This is a genomic window from Terriglobus sp. ADX1, from assembly GCF_036877645.1.
In the GTDB taxonomy this organism is placed as follows: Bacteria; Acidobacteriota; Terriglobia; order Terriglobales; family Acidobacteriaceae; genus Terriglobus.
In genome coordinates this window covers 48,136-68,062 of sequence record NZ_JAEDXV010000008.1, presented here as the reverse complement: position 1 = coordinate 68,062, position 19,927 = coordinate 48,136, and the positions used below count along the sequence as shown (strand labels likewise).

Below are 19,927 nucleotides of genomic sequence, written 5' to 3'. Positions count from 1 at the left end.
TTTTCGTAGTTTGGAAAGGATTCACCCACCATGGCATACGTCATCGCAGAACCCTGCATCGGCACAAAGGACACGGCCTGCGCCGATGCCTGCCCGGTAGATTGCATTCACCCCAAGAAGGGCGAGGATGGCTACGACGGCAACGAACAGCTCTTCATCGATCCGGTAGAGTGCATCGATTGCGGCGCATGCGTTCCGGTTTGCCCGGTGAGCGCAATTTACGCAGCGGACGATCTGCCCGACAAGTGGGTGGACTTCGCACAGAAGGCTGCTGACCACTACGGTCGCTAAGCTTTCATTGCAAATGGTTTCAAGACGCGCAGCTTCGGCTGCGCGTCTTTGCATTTGGCACAATGAAATGAGTGCCTACCGCACATCAATCCGAGGCGATCGTTCTTCGCACATGGCCGTTTGCTGAGGCAGACCTGATGGTTGCGTTCTTCACACGCGAGCAGGGCGTGGTGCGTGGCGTGGCGCGGCATGCCATGAAGTCGCGGCGGCGGTTTGGCGGGGCGCTGGAGCCCATGACGCAGGTGCAGGCTGCCTGGGTGGAACGGCCAAAGCAGGATGTGGTGCGGTTGGAGCGGTTGGAGATTGTGTGGTCGCCGCTGAAGGAGCCGGTGGATTACACGCGCGCCGCGGGGCTGGCGTTCCTGGCGGAGATTCTGGAGGGTGCGTTGCCGGATCATGCGCCGGAGGATGACGTGTTTCGCCTGGCGGCGTCGGTTGCGCCAATGCTTCGGCGAGGGACAACAGCGGTTTCTGCAACATATTTTGCGCTCTGGATTACGCGTTTGCTGGGGTGGATGCCTGACCTTGGTCGCTGTGCGTTGAGCGGGGAATCGCTGCGGAATAAGCCGGTGTATTACTCGCCATTGCGGGATGGTGTGTTCAGCGAAGCGAAGCGGCCACAGGGCTCGGTGATGTTGCCTGCTGAGGCGATTGCAGCGGCGGCGCGCATCTTTCGTGAACCTTTGCCCCAGTTGATTGAGGAAGGCGAGTTGTCACGCGGTGCGTTGCAGCAGTTGCGGCGTTTTGCTGTGAGTACGCTGGAGCGACATCTGGAAGAGCGGTTGAAGAGTGCTCGGGTGTTGGCGACGTTGTAACGTAGTGTTTGAAATTTGAGTCGGGTCCATACGGGACGGAGGTTTGCGCATACACTGGCAACGGAATGATCCTGCCCGCGCAATGTTTTCGATCAATTGTGACGAGAACGCGTGGCGTCGTGCATTTTCTGCCTGTTGCGTTGCTGCTATTCGCAGGAATATCTGCCAAAGCGCAGGATCTGGAACCGCGAGCTTATTCAGCATCGCCAGTTGGCCTTTCCTTTGTGGGAGTGGGGTTTGGGAGGTCAAATGGTGGCATTGCTTTTGACCCTAGCCTCCCGATTCAGGATGCAAAGGCGACCCTGTATTCACTTGCGCTTGGTCTGGGGCACACCTTCGGTCTTTTGGGCAGGCAGGCACTCTTAACCGCGGCGTTGCCGTATGCGTGGGGTGACGCTTCCGGTGTTGTGGGCAATGGTCTGCAGAGTGTCCATCGCTCCGGTTTGGCAGATGTGAGGGGACGCTTTTCCATCAACCTTTAAGGGGAGTCCGGCGTTGACTCCGCGCGAGTTTGTGCAGCGCGGAGGCCATGGCGTCATTGTTGGTACCAGTCTGGCCTTTGTTGCGCCATCCGGCCAATATGACAACACGAAGCTGATCAATATCGGGAGCAACCGATGGGCATTCAAGCCTGAGATCGGTGTCTCTCTGCCCGTCAAGAAACTAGATCTGGATCTGTACGCTGGCGCCTGGTTCTTTACCGCGAACAACAGCTTCTATACCGGGCACGCTACTCGGACTCAGACTCCTCTTACGACCGTTCAGGCACACGTCAGCTATACCGTTCGCCGCGGGTTTTGGCTTGCTGTGGACTCAACCTGGTATGGCGGTGGTCGAGTTACTGTCAGCAACGGCCCGCCGCAGGAGCGCCAGAATAACTCGCGGCTGGGTGTGACCGCATCGTTGCCCTTATCGAGGGGAAATTCCTTCAAGATTGCCTATAGCAATGGGGTGAGTGGAACGATTGGTTCGAACTTCAGCACCATCAGCGGCGGCTGGCAATATGCGTGGTTCGGCTCTCATCTGGGACGCTAGCTTTTCCATCAAGTCCGGGTGAGCCGGAACCCTGTGGCTTACGCTACCTATGAGCGCAAGTCACACAACTGCATCAGGCGATCGGTTTCGCGATACGCTTCTTCCACCCACGCAACAATATTTGCAGGATCGGGTGAGTACTCAAGTTCGATGGATACCGCACCATCGATGGCTTGCTCCTTGATTGCTTGCAGGTAGGGATGAAATTTCACCACGCCGCGTCCCGGAGGCAGATCTCCGTGCACCATGCCATTGCAATCGCTGATGTGAACGTGAACCGCTTTTCCCCGCAATTGTGAAAGTGAATCCGGGCCACAGTCCGAAAGAACGAGATGGCTGATGTCGATGTTGGCGCGAACGTGCGGATGATTGCATTCGGCAAGAAACCTAGCCATTTCGCTTACGTTGTTGAGCAGGCTCAATCGGAAAGGCTCCAGTTCCAGCGCTATATCCAATCCTTTCGCCCCAGCATCGTCACCCAATATGCGACACGTCTCAATTGCCCATCGCCATTGGTCTTCCGGGGGGATCACTTCGCGTTGCCAGATGTATTCGCCTAAGACCAGAACGATATTTCTTGCCTGGAAGTCAGAGGCAAGCTGCAGAAACTTCTTGCACCGCTCCAGATGGAAACCGCGCACGGGATCGTTGAAGTCGATCAAACCTGTTGCGACGACTGGCAGCGAGACAATCGGAAGGTCGCGGCGTTGACATGTATCGGCAATCAGACGCCTTTCTTCCGGCGTTATGGTCATTGCCTCGGTGAAGATGTCGACACAGTCGAAGCCGATGCGCGCAATGTGCTCCAGGCCCGTGGCTGTATCCATGCCTACCTGATTGAATGCGCTGTTAATGATTCCGAGCTTCATGCTGACTGTCCTCGTGCAAATTCATCCCCGCAACTAATGGCAATACTGCACTCCGTCAGAACTCGACGGAGTGCAGTATTGCGATAACGGCTACGACTTTGGCTGTGGTGGGCCGCCTGCGGCGATCCATGTGTCTACACGCTTCTCCAGGATGTCGAGCGGTAGCGCGCCGGAGTCGAGGACTTCGTCGTGGAAGTTACGGATATCGAACTTCGCTCCCAGCTTCTGCTTGGCACGTTCGCGCAGTTCCAGAATTTTCAGCTGGCCGCTCTTGTAGGCGAGCGCTTGTGCGGGCCATGCGATGTAACGGTCGACTTCAGCCTGGACCGATGGCTCGTCCACGGCGGAGTGCTCGTGGAAATAGTCAACCATCTGCTGACGAGTCCATCCCTTGCTGTGTACGCCGGTATCGACGACGAGGCGGATGGCGCGCCAGATGTCAGCCTGCAGACGGCCGTAGTCGCTGAGCGGGTCCTGATAGAAGCCTGCATCCTTGCCCAGATGTTCGGCGTACAGACCCCATCCTTCTACGTATGCGGTGTAGCCGCCTTCCTTGCGGAATTCAGGGATGCCGGTAAGTTCCTGTGAGATGGAGATCTGCAGGTGATGGCCGGGGATGCCCTCGTGATACGCGATGGCTTCCGTGGTGAAGAAGGTCCGGTTGGCAAAGTTGTAGGTGTTGGCGTTGAAGACACCGGGACGCTTGCCGTCGGGCGTGCCCTGCTCATAGTCGGCAGGGGCGGAATTGGCGGCGCGGAAGTCCGGTGTGGGCTTTACTTCAAGCGGAGCCTTGGGCAGGCGACCGAAGAGTTCCGGCAGCTTTGCCTGCATGGCCGCAAGCGGCCTCTTGTAGGCATCGAGTAGCTGCTCGGCAGAAGTGGGATGCTGCTTTGGATCGTTCTTCAGATGGTCATTGAAGTTCTTCAGATCATTGAAGCCGTACTTCTTCGCAATCGCGAGCATTTCGGTTTCGTCGCGCTTCACCTCATCCAGGCCGAGCTGGTGAATCTGGTCGGCGGTGCGGCTCGTGGTGGTGAGGGTGCGGATCTGGAAATCGTAATAGGCCTTGCCGTCTGGCAATGCTGATGCGCCCAGCGTGGTGCGGCACTTGGGGATGTACTGTGCCTTCAGGTAACGGCCGAAGCGGTCGTAGCTGGGCAGCACCTTCTGCGTGATGGCGTCCATTGCTTCCTTGCGGATGCGCTTCTGGTCTGCGGCAGAGATGGAGGCTGGCATCTTGGCCAGCGGACCAGCGAAGGGGCTCTCTTCCGGCTTGGCAGCGGCGATCTTCTGGATCTGGGCCTGTGCCTTTTCCATCAGCATCTGCGGCACGGTGCGGCTGTCCTGCACGCCCGCGTCCATGGATTCCTGCACCTGCATAAAGACGGCCGGGATAGCGTTCAGGCGGGCAATGTAGTCGTCATAGTCCTTCACAGTAGCGAAGGGCATCATGTTGATGATTTGCAGGAAGGTCAGCTGTGGGCCGCCGAACTGATTTACGGGCATTTCCCACGGTTTGAAGCGTGCACCTTCCTGATCGTCAACGAACTGTTTCATCAGCAGCGTGGCGGATAGCTGTTCCTGCTCAGGAAGGCCCGTGGTGTCGATGGCGCCGAGCTGCGCGATGAGTTCGGCTTCGTGCTGCAGGTTGGAGTTGAAGACGGCGGCGCTGTAATCGCTCCAGCGGTCGTTGTAACGGGTGTCGCCGACGGATGTGGCGGTTTCCGGCGACTGCTTCAGAGTCCATTGCCAGTAGTCATCAAACAGCCGGTTCAACGCGCGGGAACGCTCGGCCACGCTGGCGGTGGCGGCGGTACGCGGAGCCTGTGCAATGGACTGCATCGGCAGGGTTACGGAAAGGGCTGCGGCTGTAAGGGGAAGAAGAAAGCGCATGAGCCGCAGTGTAGCGGATTCTGCGCTGACACTGCGGCCCTGATTTGACCTCAGGTGGACACCATTACGGAGAATGAGTCCAACATGCGGTAAAGCGTAGAGCGGCTGATGCCAAGCACCTCGGCCGCTCGCAGCTTGTTTCCATCGCAGCGGTGCAGTACGGCAAGTACGTGTCCGCGTACGACCTGGTCGAGCCGCCAGGAACGCAGGTCAATGCGATCTGGAACGGCAGGTGTGGGCACGGGGTGAAGCGGGGGCGGGCTCACACTTGCTTTATCGTCCGCAGCGGCGGGAAGATGAGACAAAAAACGGAAGGGCCAAAGCCCTTCCGTTTTCGAACTACTTGCTGTTGCAGAACTTACGCAGTGGCCTTGGCGCAGTGCACGTCGAATGCGCGTGCCAGCTCCTGCGCAATGGCAGGTGCGTTGGCCGATTCAATGGCGGAACGCTGCATCAGGTACACCAACTGGCCGTCGCGCAGGATGGCGATAGCGGGCGATGTGGGCGGATGGCCGCCGAAGTAGCCGCGCGCCTTTTCCGTGGCTTCACGGTCCTGACCGGCGAATACGGTGATGCTGTGATCCGGGAGGTTAGCGTGCTGCATGGCCATACGAACGCCGGGGCGCATCTTGCCTGCGGCGCATCCGCAGATGCTGTTCACAACAACCATGGTGGTTCCGGGCTGTGCCAGCGCCTGATCCACTTCTGCGCCGGTGCGCGCTTCCTGAATGCCCGCGCGGGTCAGTTCTTCGCGCATCGGGATCACCATAATCTCTGGGTACATGTGTGTTTCCTCCAGGCCAAGGCGGGGTGAAGGTCCGCGGCCGTGTCTGTATTGATTCTAACTGGATGCTGGTGGGGGCTGCAGAGATTCGCAGGCTGGTAGCCTCAAAGGGATGCCGATGCAGATTGATATTCAGAAGGAAATCCCGCTTGCGCCGCTGACTACGCTGGGGGTTGGTGGGCCCGCGGCACGGTTTTATCGCTGTCAAAACGAGTGGGAAGTTCCAATTCTGAGCGACTTTGCGCGCAACGAGGGTTTGCCGCTGTTTGTGCTGGGCGGCGGTAGCAATCTGCTGGTTTCCGATGAAGGCTTCCCAGGATTGGTGCTGCAGATGGCCATCTCGGGAGTGGAGCGCGATGGCGACGTGCTGCGCGTGGGTGCTGGCGTCGTATGGGACGATTTTGTGCAGCAGACAGTGGATTTGGGGCTGCAGGGCATTGAGTGCCTGGCGGGCATCCCCGGGACTGTGGGCGGGACGCCGGTGCAGAATGTGGGTGCGTATGGGCAGGAGGTCAGCGAGACGATAGTTTCTGTTCGTTGCTTCGATACGGTTGCTGGTCAGTATGTCGATTTGAGCAACGAGGCGTGCGGATTTGCGTATCGCACCAGCCGCTTCAATACGTCAGAGCGCAACCGCTACATTGTGACGCGGGTGGATTTCCGATTGCGTGAGGGAGGCGTGCCGTGTTTGAAGTACGCCGATCTTCGTAAGCACTTTGAGGGGACACCTCAACCATCGCTTGCAGAAGTTGCGGGTGCTGTGCGCGTGATTCGACGCGGCAAGGGCATGGTGGTGGATGCCGGTGATCCGAATTCGCGTTCAGCGGGATCGTTCTTTCGTAATCCGATTGTGGCGAAAGAGATTCTTCTGAAGGTTTCAGAGGCAGCGGGGATTGGCGTGGATGCGGTGCCGCACTGGCCTGCGGGTGATGGCTTCATCAAACTGCCAGCGGCGTGGCTCCTGGAGCAGGCTGGCTTTGTGCGTGGATATGCCATGGGGCGTGCGGGTATCTCGTCGCGACATACGTTGGCCGTGATCAATCGTGGCGATGCTATGGCTGCAGACATCATCGCGTTGCGTGAAGAAATTATCGCGACGGTGCGGCTTAAGTTCGGGATTGAGTTGGAACAGGAACCGGTCAGCGTTGGCTGACTTTGACTGAGCAGGTCGCTATACTTCGCTGCACATGCGAATCAGGATTCTTGCCGTCCTACTTTTGGGTTTCGTTTCCATCCATGCGCAATCACGAATGGACTACTCCGACAGCACGCGTCTCGGCCATCCATTTGCGAAAGACCCTTCGGTCATTGAGTTCAAGGGCCACTTCCTGATGTATTACTCAGTCCCTGGAGGTGCGCCGGATCAGTCGCCGAATGCGGCAGAAGTGAAGGGATGGGGCGTGGCATTGCTGAAAGTAAAGACTTGCTGCACTGGGTGAAGGTAGGTGAATTACCACTGACACAGGCAGTCGAGAAGAATGGCATTGCTGCGCCGGGCGCACGCGTTATCGGCGGCGTGGTCCACCTCTTCTACCAGACCTATGGGCAAGGAGCGAAGGATAGCATCTGTCACGCGACGTCAGTGGATGGCGTCCATTTTGTGAAAGATGCCGCGAATCCCGTCTATCACCCGACGAAGATGCCGTGGAGTGTAGGGCGTGCCATTGATGCGGAAGTGACAGTGATGCCAGATCGCATCATGATGTATTTCGCGACGCGCGATCCTCAGATGCACAAGCAAATCATCGGCGCGGCTTCGGCTCCAAGACATGCGAAGCTGACACGTGGTGACTGGACGGATGTGAGCGTGGATGCACCCACACTGACGCCGGAGCTGCCTTGGGAACACATCTGCACGGAAGCGCCATCCGTGGTGGAGCATGACGGCTTCTACTACATGTTTTATGCAGGTGGATGGAACAACGAACCGCAACAGATTGGTGTGGCGCGCAGTCGTGACGGAATTCATTTTACGCGCTTAAGCGATGAGCCTTTGCTGGCGAATGGAGCGAAGGGAAGCTGGAATAGTTCGGAGTCAGGACATCCCGGTGTGTTGCAGGTCGGCAATCGCACGTTCCTGTTTTTTCAGGGCAATGACGATGGAGGCAAAACCTATCATCTGTCAAAAGTGGAGATTGGATGGAGGCAGGGACGGCCTTATGTTCTCCCAGATTCTTCTGCGGCTACAGCTTCTCCGTCATTGAAATAACGCTTCGCAGCCAAGCGCTGCGTTCTTCTGCAAGAACCTCATGGGGTGTTCCTTGTGATGTGATGAGCCCAGCTTCGATGCGAATAACTTCATCGGCGTCGAGTGCTTCAGGCAAGTCGTGCGTTACGGCTAGTACAGCGATGTTACGTGCAGCGCAATGCGTACGAATCTGCTGCATGAGAGTGTCGCGTTGCGCACGGTGCATTCCGGTGAAGACTTCATCGAGTAGTAGGAGGCGCGGATTCGATGCGAGTGCGCGCCCGATGGCAACTCGCTGACGTTCTCCTCCGGAAAGTGTTGCGGGATTTGCATCAGCGAGAGCGTTGAGTGCGAACAGTTCGAGCGCTTGTCCCATGGCCTCTGTATTGTTTCGTTCGCCTCCGAAGGCAATGTTCTGGCGCACGGTCATGTGCGGAAACAGTGCTGGTTGTTGTGCCACGAGTGCGATTTTTCGCTTGTATGCAGGTGTCGCTGTGATGTCGTTTGCATCGAGCAGAACGCGGCTTTCCTTCGGTTGCCATAGGCCTGCGACGAAGCGTAGCAAAGAGGATTTTCCTGAACCAGAGGGACCAAAGAGAACTGTCCACGGATGTGTTGTGGTGAACTCTGCATCAATGCGCAGGGAGCCGATGGGGGCGTTGCATTGCACTTGAAGCCGCGGAGTATCAGGCACGTTGCTGCCTCCGGAATAGTGGCAATGCGTAAAGCAGCAGTAACGCCAAGGTGGAGAAGCTGAGCAGCAACAGTGCGAGTATATTGGCGGTGTTGAAGTCGCCGTTTTCTACCAGGTTGTAGAGCGCGATGGATAGGGTGCGTGTGCGTCCGGGAATGCTGCCACCCAGCATCAGGACTACACCAAATTCTCCAACGGTATGTGTGAAGGTGAGGACTGCAGCGGTGAGCAGAGAACTCTTTGCCAATGGGAGTGCGATGCGTGTGAAGGTGCGCTGTGGAGAGGCACCGAGTGTTGCAGCGGCTTCAAGATATGCAGGGTCGATGGCGCGTAGTCCTGCAACGACAGGTTGCACAGCAAAAGGCAGGCTGTACAGTATGGAGCCGACGACAAGACCGCTAAAAGAGAAGGCGAGCGTGTGGCCGAGGAGGCTGGTAATTGCGCGTCCTAAGGCCGTTGTTGGGCCCAGACCTACGAGGAGATAAAAACCAAGCACTGTAGGCGGAAGAATCAGTGGCAGCGCGACGATAGCCTCTGCGAGGTAGCGCAGACGGGTGTGCGCGAAAGTGATCCAGCCGGCCAGCGGAATGGCGATAAGCAGCAATACCGCCGTTGTTACGGCTGCCAGTTCCAACGTCAGGAGCAGGTCGGCGGTGTCCACGCGTTTGAGTGTACCGTTCTCATGGAACCAGAAGGGGCGGCCCTGCGTATGAGTTGCGTATGACACGGCTGATGGTGATTGCGCTCTTTCTTTTCGGCACTTGTGCTTCGGCGCAGGAGAGCTTTGATGTGGCCACCATTCGGCCCAGTAACCAGAGTGTGAAGTTTGAGCGCGATGGTGAGACGGAAATCTCGCACGGCACGCTGCGTATGCATGACGTCACTTTGATTACCTGCATTAAGTGGGCATACCACGTGCAGCGGGCGCAGATCGTAGAGATGGACGGCATGGACAAGCAGCACTACGACATCACTGCGAAGACCGACCCATCTGCTACGGAAGATCGCATGCGCGTGCTGTTGCAGGCATTGCTGGCAGAGCGGTTCGGGTTGAAGTTTCATCCGGGAACAAAAGAGACGTCTGCTTACGTTGTAACGGTGGGGCCGCAGGGATTGAAGAAGATGAAGCCTGCCGCGCAGGATGGTGATGCGTGGCACCAGAACTCGGCGATGGGCATGGTGGCGAAAGATTGGACGATGCAGGATTTTGTGACGTACGTCTCTGATCCGCTGGGTGCTCCGATGGTGGATGAAACGCATCTGCCCGGAAAGTACGATTTCAGCCTCGACTTTCATCCGTATGTGGACCAGGCGGCGGATATTCATGCCGATCCAACGTCAGTGTTGCGCATGACCTTTGAGGGCGAACTGGGACTGAAGCTAACGCGCCGGCGCGTGACGATTCAGACGATGGTCATTGACCATGTGACTGTGCCGACAGAGAACTGACGGCTACTTCACGCTATTCAAACCTTTCGTTTGCAGGTCGGATTGCACCTTGTCGCTGAGCATGAAGTTCAGCAGCAGGTGTGCTCCTTCGTGATTCGCGCCGTTTTTCAGAATGACGGCGGTCTGGATGATTTCGGGGTATTGGCCGAGTGGGATCAATATGAATCGTCCGGAGTCCTTGTACTTGGGTGAGACGGCCATGGTGCGCGAGATGAAGGCCACTTCGGCATTGCCGCTGAGAGCAAACTGCCCGGCCTGCGCAACGCTGTCTGCCTGCACGATGTGCGGGGCTACGTTGGCGTAGACGTTCATATGTTTCAACGCAGCGATTGCGGCGCGGCCGTAGGGTGCCCGGTCGGGATTGGCGACCGCCACGGAGCCAAGGTCTTTGCGCGAGAGGACGTCAATGGTAAACGGTTTGAAGCGCGAATCATTGCGCGTCCACAGGCCCAGCATGCCCTTGGCATAGGGAGTGGGGGACTTCTGCATGGTCAGGCCGGAAGCCACGGCCTGTTCTGCAAAGAAGAAGTCGGCAGAGAAGAAAATGTCCGCGGGGGAACCGTTCTGAATCTGTTGCAGCAGTGCGGCTGATGCGGCATAGCTGATTTTGAGCTTTAGCCCTGTCTGGCTTTCAAACAGCGGTGTATAAGCTGTCAGCACAGGTTCCATATCGGCGGCGGCTGACACGATGACTTCCTTCGGCGCGGTCTTGTCTTGCGCGTGAAAAGAAATGGTGCAGCAGAGGACGGCAGCGAAGATACCTACGGCGAAAAGGCGAAGTCGATGCACGGTGCGATACCCTAGATACATCCATGTCATTTGTCTCACATCAGCTTCGATGCATTGGAAGTGGCGAGCGGATTGCTCCCGATGCTGTTAGCAGCGATTTCCGCGACCCGGCTACCGGCGAACTCTACGAGGTGGAGTATCCGTGGAGCGAAACGCGTGGCGATGCCGCCTCACCACGGCCCAATGCGCAGGCGCTACGCCATTTGTGGGCGGAGCGACGCGACTCCACGTTGCCCATTGATGCCAGCGGCGTGTGGCGTTACCGCGATCTGTTGCCTATTCTGCAGGACGAAAATAACGCAGTAACACTGCGCGAGGGCAATACGCCCCTGTACGACCTGCCGCGTACGGCCAAGCTGTTGGGGCTGGATTTTCTGCTGGCCAAGCACCAGGGCATGAATCCGACGGGTTCATTTAAGGACACGGGCATGACCACGGCGTTGTCTGTTGCAGCAGAACGCGGCTTCAAGTGGGTGGCGTGCGCGTCGACGGGCAACACGTCCGCTGCGATGGCTGCGTATGCGGCTCGCGCTGGACTGCGCGCGATTGTGTTCATTCCCGAAGGCAAGATCGCATGGGGCAAGTTGTCGCAATCCATGGACTATGGCGCGCTGACGGTGCAGTTGAAGACAGATTTCGATGGATGTGTGAAGCTGCTGACGAAGATTGTCCGCGAGAATCCGATCTATCTGTTGAACTCGGTCAATCCGTATCGTCTGGAAGGACAGAAGACACCCGCGATTGAGATTTGCGAGCAATTGGATTGGCAGGTTCCGGATCATGTGATCGTTCCGGGCGGCAATCTGGCAAATGGATCGGCTCTGGGCAAGGGATTCACGGAGTTGAAGCACCTCGGCTTCATTGACCGCGTGCCGAAGATCAGCGTGATTCAGGCGGCGGGCGCAAATCCGCTGTTTCAGTGGTTCACGAACGCGGAGAAGCAACTGCATCCTGTAACCGCGGATACGCGCGCTACGGCGATTCGCATTGGCAATCCTGCAAGCTGGCGTAAGGCTGCTCGCGTGATTGAAGCTACGGGCGGATGGTGCGAACAGGCTGACGAGAACGAGATCGCCATTGCCAAGGCGCAGATTGGTGCCGAAGGCATTGGCTGCGAACCGGCTTCGGCAGTGACGCTGGCTGGCTTAAAGAAGCTGTTGAAGTCAGGCCATGTGCAGACGGGTGAGCGCGTGGTTCTGTTACTTACCGGACATACGCTGAAGGATCCTGAGTACACCATCGACTTTCACAAGGACCTGCTGGCAACGGATGTAGCGGAAGCAGCACCGTATCGCAGGCCTCCATTGGTACTGGATGCGAACGAGTCGTCCGTGATGCGCGCTTTGGAAGCTGAGATGGCAGGTTCTCTGTAGGCATGGCCGATGTGTTGAAACTGCGGCTTCCTGCGACCTCGGCGAACCTTGGACCGGGGTTCGATGCACTGGGTTTGGCAATGGATTTCGCGCTGGAAATTGAGGCGCGGGAGTCAGATCGTTTTTTCATCACATCAACAGGACGTAACACCGCACAAACTGGCGATGTGGACGATTCATTGGTGCTGGAGACCTACCGGAGCGTGCTGGACGGGCAGGGAATCGATGCGGTTCCCTTGCATCTGGATCTGCATAATGAGATCCCGCTGGGGATGGGGTGTGGCTCCTCGGCTGCGGCCTTGGTCGCGGGAGTCATGCTCGCCTCGCACTTCGGAAATCTGGGATGGTCGAAGCACAAAGTGCTGACTGAAGCTTCGCTGCGTGAGGGGCATCCTGATAACGTGGCGGCCTGTGTTCTGGGTGGGCTTACCGTCTCGCTGATGACGACTGAAGGCGAGGTGGATGCGTTGTCCATCCAGCCGCCGGTGGATTGGCCATTGCTGGTAGTAATGCCCGACAGTTCGCTTTCCACGAAGAAGGCGCGTGCCATGCTGCCGGAGAGCTATTCCAAGGCCGATACGATTGCCAATGTGCAGCGTGTGGCGATGCTGACTGCTGCCTTTGCACAAGGGCGTGGGGACCTGCTGGCGCGTGCCATGGAAGACAGGATGCACCAGCCGTATCGCTCTCCAGCATGCCCTCTGTTGCCGCTGCTACTACCTGTTGCGGGCAGTCATGGGGTACTGGGTGTGGCGCTTTCCGGTGCAGGCCCATCGGTGCTGTTGATTCTCGAATCCGGGCATGAGGAAGCTGCGAAAGACGTGGTCGGCAAGATTCTCAGTGAAAGCGGAATAAAAGCCGAAATCGTCGGAACAAAAATATTCCGCGATTTGATGTAACCAAATATATCAGGTTACTTTTTTGTTACTTTAGTGCAACGCACTCACTGGATTCAGGTGCTATTTTTGATTTCGTGGACAACCCTGGGGGAGGGTTAGTCTGCGGACGCCCGTCGATCTCTTACGAGATCCGGGCGTTCTTAATTGGTGTGGAAATTGTGATGAGGTCAACGCGTACGGGGATCAGCCCAGTCGCGCAGAGCGTCTCCGAGAAATGAAAAAGCCAGAACGCAGAGCATTACGGCGACAGCCGGGGCAATGACCATGTGTGGGGCATCGAACAGATGCGCTCGGGCGTCATTGAGCATGGAACCCCAGCTTGCGGCTGGCGGTGGCACTCCGAGGCCCAGGAAGCTTAACGTGGCTTCCGCAAGCACGGCACCTGCCATACCAATAGCGGCCTGCACGATGACTGGCTGGACGATATTGGGCAGGATGTGTCGGAGCAGGATACGGAGGTCGCCTGCGCCAAGGGAGCGCGCTGCTTCTACAAACTCTCGTTCCCGCGCGGCCATGACTTGCGCGCGGACCAGTCGCGCGTAGTTCACCCAACCGGAGAGGGTGAGGGCGAGAATCACGTTGCGCAGTCCTGGACCCAGGAAGGCGACGAAGGCAATGGCCAGAAGAATGCCGGGCATGGCCATGAAGGCATTCATCACGTAGACGTTCAAGATGGTGTCGCGCCAACCGCCGTAGTAGCCGGCGATGGAGCCAATGATGAGGCCAAGTAGAAGCGACAGGCTTACGACGGTGACGGCGACTGCAAGAGAGAGGCGCGCGCCGAAAAGAATGCGGGAGAAGATGTCGCGCCCCAGTTCGTCGGTGCCCAGCAGGAAGTGATGACCTGGAGATAAAAGGCGTTGCTGAAGATGCAATCCGGCTGGATCGTAAGGGGCAGCCCACGGCGCCAACAGGGCTGCGATCGCGAAGAGAAGCAGCAACGCGATGGCCGTCAGGGCGATGGGAGAACGCATGAAGTTATCGTACGTGCGCAGAGCATCTCCGGTCATCTGGTGGCTGAAATGCCATGATGGAAAACGGCTTAGCGTAAATTTTCCTGTGACTGTGGGCAAGAATTTCCCGAGACTGTGACGAAGAAAGACGCGCCCGGACGCTATGATGAGAGGCGATATCTCTATCTGACAGGCTGCGAAGGAGCCCCCATCTGGACATCCTGATTTACGGGCTGAACTATGCCCCGGAATTGACGGGCATTGGAAAATACACCGGCGAGATGGCTGCCTGGCTTGCTGCACGCGGGCACAGAGTACGTGTGGTGACGGCGCCTCCGTACTATCCTGCATGGAAAATTGCGGACGACTATCGCGGACGTGGATATATCCGTGAAGGTGGCGGACCCGCTGGCGATGGATACGGAGAGCCACTGGTATTTCGTTGTCCGTTATATGTTCCTGAGAAGGTCACTGGGCTCAAGCGGGTGCGTCACTTGTTCTCCTTTGCTCTGAGTTCTTTTCCCATGCTGATGCGCGAGGTGATGGCGTCGCGTGCGGGTGCACCGGACATCATCTGGACAGTGGAACCAACGTTTTTCTGCGCGCCCTTTGCGCTGCTGGCGTCGCGGTTAGCCCATACGCCCGCGTGGTTACACGTTCAGGACTTTGAAGTGGACGCGGCATTTGATTTGGGTATGTTGCCGAAGAAAGGCCCGATCCATACGTTTGCCATGCTGCTGGAGAAGACATTCTCAAAGGCATTTCAGCGCGTGTCCAGCATCTCTGTGCGTATGGTGGAGCGGTCTCTCACAAAAGATGTAAGACCGGAACGCATTGTGCTTTTTCCAAACTGGGTAGATGTGGACTTGGTGAAGCCACAGGATCCAGATGCACCCAATCGGTTCCGTTCTGAGCTTGGGCTGCAAGGGAAGACGGTGTTTCTCTATAGCGGCAACATGGGCAATAAGCAAGGGCTTGAGTTGTTGCCGAAGGCTGCTGCAGCACTGCGTGACGATGCGTCGATTCACTTTCTTCTGTGCGGTGAAGGGGCATTTCGCGCGCAGTTGGAAGAGATGGTGCAGGGGTTGCCAAACGTAACGTTGCTCCCACTGCAGCCATTGGAATCGTTGAATGAGTTGCTGAACTGTGCCGACGTACATCTGCTTCCACAGCGCGCGGATGCAGCGGACCTGGTGATGCCATCGAAACTGACTGGCATGTTGTCCAGCGGACGCGCCACGATTGCGTCCTCTCCCGCGGATACACAGCTTGGCACCGTGATCTCAGGCGGTGTGGACGGTAGCTCGCCTTGCGGCGTTGTGATTCCACCAGAAAATGTGGATGCGATGGTGGATGCTGTCCGCATGCTGGCAGAGAATCCGACACAGCGGAATCGTATGGGGCTGAATGCTCGCGAGTATGCTGTACGCAATCTGGGGCGCGAACAGGTTCTGGAACAGTTTGAACGCGATCTGCAATCCGCTGTTGCGGAATACCGTGGACTTCCGTTTGAACGTCCGCAGACTCCGTTCCGCTTTGCACTGGTGGACCGCCGTCGTCGCAGGCGGCCACCGGTTCCTCCCGTTCCGGCAGAGTAGACTGAACAAAAAGCGGTCCACGTAGAGGCCGCCAAAACCACTGCAACCTTAAGGGATGACGTTGAAGAAAGCTCTTATCACTGGTGTAACCGGACAGGATGGCGCCTATCTTGCAGAGTTTCTGCTGAAGAAGGGCTATGAAGTGCACGGCATAAAGCGTCGCACGTCACTTTTCAACACTGCGCGTATCGATCACATTTACGAAGATCCGCACCAGCAGCATCGCAACTTCATCCTGCACTATGGCGATATGACGGACTCGTCGTCGCTGATCCACATTGTGCAGAAGGTTCAGCCGGACGAGATTTATAACCTGGCAGCGCAGTCGCATGTGGCGGTTTCGTTTGAGGAGCCGGAGTACACGGCGAACTCGGACGCGCTGGGTGTTCTGCGTTTGCTGGAAGCTATTCGCATTCTGGGCCTCGAGAAGAAGACGAAGTTCTATCAGGCCAGCACCAGCGAACTGTACGGCCTGGTGCAGGAGATTCCGCAGAAAGAAACGACGCCGTTCTATCCGCGTTCGCCCTACGCAGTAGCCAAGATGTATGGCTACTGGATCGTGGTGAATTATCGCGAAGCTTATGGCATCTATGCGTGCAACGGCATTCTGTTCAATCATGAATCGCCGATGCGTGGTGAGACATTTGTAACGCGCAAGATTACACGCGGTATGGCGCGTATCAAGGCTGGCCTGCAGGACACGCTGTTTCTAGGCAACATGGATGCCAAGCGCGACTGGGGACACGCACGCGACTACATCGAGATGCAGTGGCTGATGCTGCAGCAGGAGAAGCCGCAGGATTTTGTGATTGCCACTGGCGTCCAATACAGCGTGCGCGATTTCGTTAAGCGTTGTGCAGAACTGCTGGAGATGGACCTGGAATGGTCTGGTAGCGGTGTGGATGAGAAGGCTGTCGACAAGACCACGGGCAAGACGATTGTGGCTGTCGATCCTCGCTACTTCCGTCCGACGGAAGTGGAGACGCTGCTCGGCGATCCGTCGAAGGCAAAGCGTGAACTGGGATGGGAACCGCGTATAAGCTTCGATGAGCTGGTGCGCGAGATGATTGAAGCTGATTACTCCGCCGCCAAGCGTGATGCGTTGGTGATGGAACACGGCTACAAGCCCTTCAACGTACGGGAGACCTAGGGATGGCCTACATGCCGAAGGATGCGCCCATCTTTGTTGCAGGGCATCGCGGCCTGGTGGGTTCGGCGATTGTGCGCGAACTGAAACGGCTAGGCCACACACACGTTTTAACGCGTTCACGCGCAGAACTTGACCTGCAGGATGCTGAGGCAGTTCTACGTTTCTTTCAGGAGACGAAGCCGCAGTTTGTAGTGTTGGCGGCGGCGAAGGTGGGTGGCATTCTTGCCAACAACACCTATCCCGCGGACTTCATTCACGACAATCTGAAGATTCAGAACAGCGTGATTGAAGCCTGCTATGCCACGGGCGTGGATCGCCTGCTGTTCCTGGGGTCAAGCTGCATTTACCCCAAGATGGCGCCGCAACCGATGCCGGAAACCTGCCTGTTGACGGGGCCTTTGGAGCCGACGAACCGTCCTTACGCGTTGGCGAAGATTGCGGGCATTGAGATGTGCTGGTCGTACAACCGGCAGTTTGGCACGAAGTATCTGGCAGCCATGCCGACGAATCTCTACGGGCCGAATGACAACTTTGACCTGAAGAATTCGCATGTACTGCCTGCGTTGATTCGCAAGACGGCGCAAGCCATTAAAGACGGCGCGGAAGCAGTGGAAGTGTGGGGCAGCGGTACTCCGAAGCGCGAACTGCTGTATTCCGATGATCTGGCCGAAGCATGCGTTTATCTGCTGAATCTTCCGGCGGATGAATATGCGAAGCTGCTGCGTGAAGATACACCGCCGTTGATCAACATTGGCACAGGCGAGGATGTGACAATCCGCGAACTGGCCGAAACTGTTGCGCGTGTCTTGGGGTTCAAAGGGGTGTTGCGCTTCGACCCCACGAAGCCAGACGGCACACCGCGCAAGCTGATGGACGTTTCACTGATTCACAGTCTTGGATGGAAACACCGCGTTGAACTGGAAGAGGGGATTCGGCGTACGTGGGAGGCTGTGCGAGGTGAATTGGCGGGTTAAAACGGTTCTGCTGTGGATGTTTGTGATGTTGTGCCGTATGGCCACGGCACAACACACAGTTGCAGAACAGTACTTGTTTCAAGCCATCAACGCAGAACGTACTGCTGCAGGTCTGCCGGCAGTTACATGGAATCCAACGCTGACGCATGCGGCGCAGGAGCATGCTTTACGCATGCGGTCTGCACAGGCGATCTCGCATCAGTTTCAGGGTGAGTCTGGATTGGCTGAACGAGCGGCTGCCTCTGGATCGCGATTCTCTCGTGTTGCAGAAAACGTTGCCACCAGCACTTCGGTTGTGGAGATGCACACGGCGTTGATGAACTCCCCGCGCCATCGTGACAACATTCTTGATCCGACTGTGAATTCCATTGGTATTTCCGTGGTGGTTTCCGGGCGACAGATGTGGGGCGTGGAAGATTTTGCGCGCGATGTGCAGCCGCTATCCTATCGCCAGCAGGAGACGCAGGTGGCACAGCTTATATCGGCTGCTGGAGCCTCGAATGTAACGTCCAGTGAAGCAGCGCGCGCTACCTGCAGGCAGTCTTCCGGCTATAAGGGAGATCGGCCAGCTTTCGTGATGCGCTTTACCTCCACGGATCTCAATCGCTTACCGGCACAGTTGACCACACGCATTGCGCAGGGCGGATTCTCCAGCGCCGCAGTTGGCGCATGTGACCTGCAAAGTAAGTCCAGTTTTGCTACTTACAACATTGCTGTTGTGTTGTATCCCTGAACTGCTTGAAAAGGGAGGCGGGCCTTTGACCTCAGCGCTCTTGTTTGTTATAAAGGGAATGCGAGTTGAGCCGGAGCCCGCCCTCCGGCACCTCGTTCATGCTGATCCGCAGTAGCTCAATGGCAGAGCATTCGGCTGTTAACCGAAGGGTTGTAGGTTCGAGTCCTACCTGCGGAGCCATCACTCCTCAACAACTTACGAGAGCGAATGGTTCCACGATGTTGGCCCTTTGAGGTCGATGTGCCCATTTTTGTGCCCTTGCTCCTTCAGAACCCTGACCATTGCTGAGTAATTCTGGAGCCTTCCTGACTTAGTCCGGAAGCCAGAAGCAGTTCCAAATCGAAGGAGTCTCTGCGTCTGCCTCAGCATGTTCTTTGCAGCGTTCCACAATGCCCTCGACGGCGCGACGCTTTGCTTCCATACGAATGTGGCTGTAGTGCTTCAGCATCTCGCGTGAGACATGGCCAGCGATGTCCATGATCGTTTGATCGCCCGCGCCACTCTCTGCAAGGTCCGTAATCAGAGTGTGGCGGTTCTCATGCCAGCGGCCCTTTACCGTCGCTTTCTTGCGCACGTTTCGGCAGGCTGTCTTGAACGATGTCACAGGACGAGTGGTCTTGCGGTGTCGGGCTTCCGAAGGGAAGAGATACCACTCCGGCTGTGGTTCTCCAATCGCTCCCGTGCCAGGACAGGTAGTTGAGAAGGGCATCATAGGTTTCGGTGTTGAGCGGCACGATGCGTCCCATGCCCGCCCGTGTCTTCGCCGTTCCAACCTGAATGTAGCGCTTCCGAAGATTGATCCGGAGCAGATGAATCTTTTCGGAGCTCACCGTCGCGAAACCCGCATTCTGAGCAAGTATGAGTGCCATATAGATCACCGGCGTTCGGGATTCATTTGTCGCTACGAACATCCTGTCTTTCTCAGGATTCTCGTATGCCTTTCCGATGTAGGTTTCGGTGATCAGCTTCAGCTTCTTGCTCTTCTTGCGCTTCTTGAGCTTCTTGAGCCGCACACGTAACACATCTCCGGGCTCTCCGAAAATGCGAAGCAGCATCCCAGTCTCTTCATTTATCGTTTTGGGCGCAGTGCCTTCCTTGAGCCGGTCTGTCTGATATGTGTTGACAGCCTGTTCGTCGAACGAGACGACCATCTTTGAGCCAGGAATCTTTTCAGATGGCGGATTGCATCGTCCTTATAGAACGCGTCGGCGAAATCGCCGGAAAAACGGACGCGCTCTTTGCACGTGTCAATGATTGCGACGCGCTTTCCCATCCACGCTGCCAAGGTTGCGTCTCATTTGTAGTGGTCCGAAGGTGACCCGCTCAAGCTAACTTATCGTGATGGTGATAAAGGATTGAGACAGCGCGACGACTGCGGGACAGCTCGTTCACAGTAAAGACAAAGCTTGATTGCGCTCATAGAAGTTACTTAGCGAAGAC

Annotated in this window: 24 protein-coding genes and 1 tRNA gene; 15 read left to right on the top strand and 10 right to left on the bottom strand. The window is 57.0% G+C overall.

Annotation, left to right across the window (positions count from 1 at the left end; translation table 11 throughout):
* Nucleotides 1-30: 30 nt before the first annotated feature.
* The 4 genes from JAO32_RS07275 to JAO32_RS07260 all read left to right on the top strand — a co-directional run bounded on the left by JAO32_RS07275 (nucleotide 31) and on the right by JAO32_RS07260 (nucleotide 2,141).
* Nucleotides 31-291, top strand: a complete 261-nt coding sequence (locus JAO32_RS07275) for a 4Fe-4S dicluster domain-containing protein (protein ID WP_047488873.1) — start codon at nucleotides 31-33, stop codon at nucleotides 289-291.
* 71 nt (nucleotides 292-362) lie between these two features.
* A complete protein-coding gene (recO, locus tag JAO32_RS07270) occupies nucleotides 363-1,106 on the top strand; it encodes a DNA repair protein RecO (protein WP_334238974.1) in 744 nt (247 codons plus the stop codon).
* Nucleotides 1,107-1,225: 119 nt separating this feature from the next.
* Nucleotides 1,226-1,588 carry a hypothetical protein gene (locus tag JAO32_RS07265; RefSeq protein ID WP_334238972.1) on the top strand — a complete coding sequence of 121 codons (363 nt, stop codon included), beginning with the start codon at nucleotides 1,226-1,228 and terminating at the stop codon, nucleotides 1,586-1,588.
* A 13-nt stretch (nucleotides 1,589-1,601) separates the two neighbouring features.
* Entirely contained in the window at nucleotides 1,602-2,141 is a 540-nt protein-coding gene (locus JAO32_RS07260) for a transporter (RefSeq protein ID WP_334238970.1), read from the top strand.
* Between the two features lie 47 nt (nucleotides 2,142-2,188).
* Here JAO32_RS07260 and JAO32_RS07255 read toward each other — a convergent pair whose 3' ends face one another.
* From JAO32_RS07255 to JAO32_RS07240, 4 genes are all read right to left on the bottom strand, one after another.
* A complete protein-coding gene (locus tag JAO32_RS07255) occupies nucleotides 2,189-3,010 on the bottom strand; it encodes a sugar phosphate isomerase/epimerase family protein (protein ID WP_334238968.1) in 822 nt (273 codons plus the stop codon).
* A gap of 90 nt (nucleotides 3,011-3,100) precedes the next feature.
* Nucleotides 3,101-4,903 (bottom strand): DUF885 domain-containing protein, encoded by a 1,803-nt coding sequence (locus JAO32_RS07250; protein ID WP_334238965.1) that lies wholly within the window; start codon nucleotides 4,901-4,903, stop codon nucleotides 3,101-3,103.
* Nucleotides 4,904-4,953: 50 nt separating this feature from the next.
* On the bottom strand, nucleotides 4,954-5,169 hold the full coding sequence (locus JAO32_RS07245; protein WP_334238963.1) for a helix-turn-helix domain-containing protein: 216 nt from the start codon (nucleotides 5,167-5,169) through the stop codon (nucleotides 4,954-4,956).
* A gap of 92 nt (nucleotides 5,170-5,261) precedes the next feature.
* Entirely contained in the window at nucleotides 5,262-5,687 is a 426-nt protein-coding gene (locus JAO32_RS07240) for a BrxA/BrxB family bacilliredoxin (protein ID WP_334238961.1), read from the bottom strand.
* 112 nt (nucleotides 5,688-5,799) lie between these two features.
* On the opposite strand from JAO32_RS07240, the gene JAO32_RS07235 reads away from it, so the two are divergent.
* The 3 genes from JAO32_RS07235 to JAO32_RS07225 all read left to right on the top strand — a co-directional run bounded on the left by JAO32_RS07235 (nucleotide 5,800) and on the right by JAO32_RS07225 (nucleotide 7,896).
* Nucleotides 5,800-6,840 carry a UDP-N-acetylmuramate dehydrogenase gene (locus tag JAO32_RS07235; protein ID WP_334238959.1) on the top strand — a complete coding sequence of 347 codons (1,041 nt, stop codon included), beginning with the start codon at nucleotides 5,800-5,802 and terminating at the stop codon, nucleotides 6,838-6,840.
* A 97-nt stretch (nucleotides 6,841-6,937) separates the two neighbouring features.
* Nucleotides 6,938-7,126, top strand: coding sequence for a hypothetical protein (locus tag JAO32_RS07230; protein ID WP_334238957.1), 189 nt, complete (start codon nucleotides 6,938-6,940; stop codon nucleotides 7,124-7,126).
* A complete protein-coding gene (locus JAO32_RS07225) occupies nucleotides 7,081-7,896 on the top strand; it encodes a family 43 glycosylhydrolase (protein ID WP_334238955.1) in 816 nt (271 codons plus the stop codon). The genes JAO32_RS07230 and JAO32_RS07225 overlap by 46 nt, the downstream gene beginning before the upstream one ends.
* On the opposite strand, the gene JAO32_RS07220 is transcribed toward JAO32_RS07225, so the two are convergent.
* Together JAO32_RS07220 and modB are read right to left on the bottom strand one after the other, a co-directional pair.
* Nucleotides 7,871-8,569 carry an ATP-binding cassette domain-containing protein gene (locus JAO32_RS07220; RefSeq protein ID WP_334238953.1) on the bottom strand — a complete coding sequence of 233 codons (699 nt, stop codon included), beginning with the start codon at nucleotides 8,567-8,569 and terminating at the stop codon, nucleotides 7,871-7,873. The genes JAO32_RS07225 and JAO32_RS07220 overlap by 26 nt on opposite strands.
* On the bottom strand, nucleotides 8,562-9,296 hold the full coding sequence (gene modB, locus JAO32_RS07215; RefSeq protein ID WP_334238951.1) for a molybdate ABC transporter permease subunit: 735 nt from the start codon (nucleotides 9,294-9,296) through the stop codon (nucleotides 8,562-8,564). The genes JAO32_RS07220 and modB overlap by 8 nt, the downstream gene beginning before the upstream one ends.
* On the opposite strand from modB, the gene JAO32_RS07210 reads away from it, so the two are divergent.
* Complete coding sequence (locus tag JAO32_RS07210; protein WP_334238948.1) at nucleotides 9,290-10,018, top strand: TIGR03435 family protein; 729 nt, start codon at nucleotides 9,290-9,292, stop codon at nucleotides 10,016-10,018. The two genes, modB and JAO32_RS07210, sit on opposite strands and share 7 nt — an antisense overlap.
* A gap of 3 nt (nucleotides 10,019-10,021) precedes the next feature.
* On the opposite strand, the gene modA is transcribed toward JAO32_RS07210, so the two are convergent.
* Nucleotides 10,022-10,807: a molybdate ABC transporter substrate-binding protein gene (gene modA / locus JAO32_RS07205; protein ID WP_334238945.1), complete on the bottom strand. Its 786-nt coding sequence runs from the start codon at nucleotides 10,805-10,807 to the stop codon at nucleotides 10,022-10,024.
* 23 nt (nucleotides 10,808-10,830) lie between these two features.
* Between modA and thrC the strand changes: the two genes are divergently transcribed.
* Together thrC and thrB are read left to right on the top strand one after the other, a co-directional pair.
* Complete coding sequence (gene thrC, locus JAO32_RS07200; RefSeq protein ID WP_334238943.1) at nucleotides 10,831-12,180, top strand: threonine synthase; 1,350 nt, start codon at nucleotides 10,831-10,833, stop codon at nucleotides 12,178-12,180.
* Between the two features lie 2 nt (nucleotides 12,181-12,182).
* Nucleotides 12,183-13,079 (top strand): homoserine kinase, encoded by an 897-nt coding sequence (gene thrB / locus JAO32_RS07195; protein WP_334238941.1) that lies wholly within the window; start codon nucleotides 12,183-12,185, stop codon nucleotides 13,077-13,079.
* 167 nt (nucleotides 13,080-13,246) lie between these two features.
* On the opposite strand, the gene JAO32_RS07190 is transcribed toward thrB, so the two are convergent.
* The gene (locus tag JAO32_RS07190; RefSeq protein ID WP_334239115.1) at nucleotides 13,247-14,053 is read right to left on the bottom strand and encodes an ABC transporter permease; all 807 of its coding nucleotides are present in this window, start codon (nucleotides 14,051-14,053) and stop codon (nucleotides 13,247-13,249) included.
* A 155-nt stretch (nucleotides 14,054-14,208) separates the two neighbouring features.
* On the opposite strand from JAO32_RS07190, the gene JAO32_RS07185 reads away from it, so the two are divergent.
* From JAO32_RS07185 to JAO32_RS07165, 5 genes are all read left to right on the top strand, one after another.
* Entirely contained in the window at nucleotides 14,209-15,630 is a 1,422-nt protein-coding gene (locus JAO32_RS07185; protein WP_334239113.1) for a glycosyltransferase WbuB, read from the top strand.
* 55 nt (nucleotides 15,631-15,685) lie between these two features.
* A complete protein-coding gene (gene gmd, locus JAO32_RS07180; protein WP_334238939.1) occupies nucleotides 15,686-16,780 on the top strand; it encodes a GDP-mannose 4,6-dehydratase in 1,095 nt (364 codons plus the stop codon).
* Nucleotides 16,781-16,782: 2 nt separating this feature from the next.
* The gene (locus JAO32_RS07175) at nucleotides 16,783-17,754 is read left to right on the top strand and encodes a GDP-L-fucose synthase family protein (RefSeq protein ID WP_443082577.1); all 972 of its coding nucleotides are present in this window, start codon (nucleotides 16,783-16,785) and stop codon (nucleotides 17,752-17,754) included.
* The gene (locus tag JAO32_RS07170) at nucleotides 17,738-18,487 is read left to right on the top strand and encodes a CAP domain-containing protein (RefSeq protein WP_334238938.1); all 750 of its coding nucleotides are present in this window, start codon (nucleotides 17,738-17,740) and stop codon (nucleotides 18,485-18,487) included. The genes JAO32_RS07175 and JAO32_RS07170 overlap by 17 nt, the downstream gene beginning before the upstream one ends.
* 105 nt (nucleotides 18,488-18,592) lie before the next feature.
* A tRNA-Asn gene (locus JAO32_RS07165) sits at nucleotides 18,593-18,667 on the top strand.
* Between the two features lie 130 nt (nucleotides 18,668-18,797).
* Here the strand turns inward: JAO32_RS07165 and JAO32_RS07160 are convergent.
* Together JAO32_RS07160 and JAO32_RS07155 are read right to left on the bottom strand one after the other, a co-directional pair.
* Nucleotides 18,798-19,091 (bottom strand): site-specific integrase, encoded by a 294-nt coding sequence (locus JAO32_RS07160; RefSeq protein WP_334238937.1) that lies wholly within the window; start codon nucleotides 19,089-19,091, stop codon nucleotides 18,798-18,800.
* Entirely contained in the window at nucleotides 19,024-19,542 is a 519-nt protein-coding gene (locus JAO32_RS07155) for a hypothetical protein (RefSeq protein ID WP_334238935.1), read from the bottom strand. Before JAO32_RS07155 ends, JAO32_RS07160 begins: the two co-directional genes overlap by 68 nt.
* Between the last annotated feature and the right edge of the window lie 385 nt (nucleotides 19,543-19,927).

Coding starts and splice junctions, on each gene's coding strand:
- JAO32_RS07235 (WP_334238959.1), top strand. CDS start 5,800: ATGCCGATGCAGATTGATATTCAGAAGGAAATCCCGCTTGCGCCGCTG.
- thrB (WP_334238941.1), top strand. CDS start 12,183: ATGGCCGATGTGTTGAAACTGCGGCTTCCTGCGACCTCGGCGAACCTT.
- JAO32_RS07250 (WP_334238965.1), bottom strand. CDS start 4,903: ATGCGCTTTCTTCTTCCCCTTACAGCCGCAGCCCTTTCCGTAACCCTG.
- thrC (WP_334238943.1), top strand. CDS start 10,831: ATGTCATTTGTCTCACATCAGCTTCGATGCATTGGAAGTGGCGAGCGG.
- JAO32_RS07275 (WP_047488873.1), top strand. CDS start 31: ATGGCATACGTCATCGCAGAACCCTGCATCGGCACAAAGGACACGGCC.
- JAO32_RS07240 (WP_334238961.1), bottom strand. CDS start 5,687: ATGTACCCAGAGATTATGGTGATCCCGATGCGCGAAGAACTGACCCGC.
- JAO32_RS07225 (WP_334238955.1), top strand. CDS start 7,081: ATGGGGCGTGGCATTGCTGAAAGTAAAGACTTGCTGCACTGGGTGAAG.
- JAO32_RS07190 (WP_334239115.1), bottom strand. CDS start 14,053: ATGCGTTCTCCCATCGCCCTGACGGCCATCGCGTTGCTGCTTCTCTTC.
- JAO32_RS07210 (WP_334238948.1), top strand. CDS start 9,290: ATGACACGGCTGATGGTGATTGCGCTCTTTCTTTTCGGCACTTGTGCT.
- gmd (WP_334238939.1), top strand. CDS start 15,686: ATGACGTTGAAGAAAGCTCTTATCACTGGTGTAACCGGACAGGATGGC.
- JAO32_RS07155 (WP_334238935.1), bottom strand. CDS start 19,542: ATGCTGCTTCGCATTTTCGGAGAGCCCGGAGATGTGTTACGTGTGCGG.
- JAO32_RS07255 (WP_334238968.1), bottom strand. CDS start 3,010: ATGAAGCTCGGAATCATTAACAGCGCATTCAATCAGGTAGGCATGGAT.
- JAO32_RS07175 (WP_443082577.1), top strand. CDS start 16,783: ATGGCCTACATGCCGAAGGATGCGCCCATCTTTGTTGCAGGGCATCGC.
- JAO32_RS07230 (WP_334238957.1), top strand. CDS start 6,938: ATGGACTACTCCGACAGCACGCGTCTCGGCCATCCATTTGCGAAAGAC.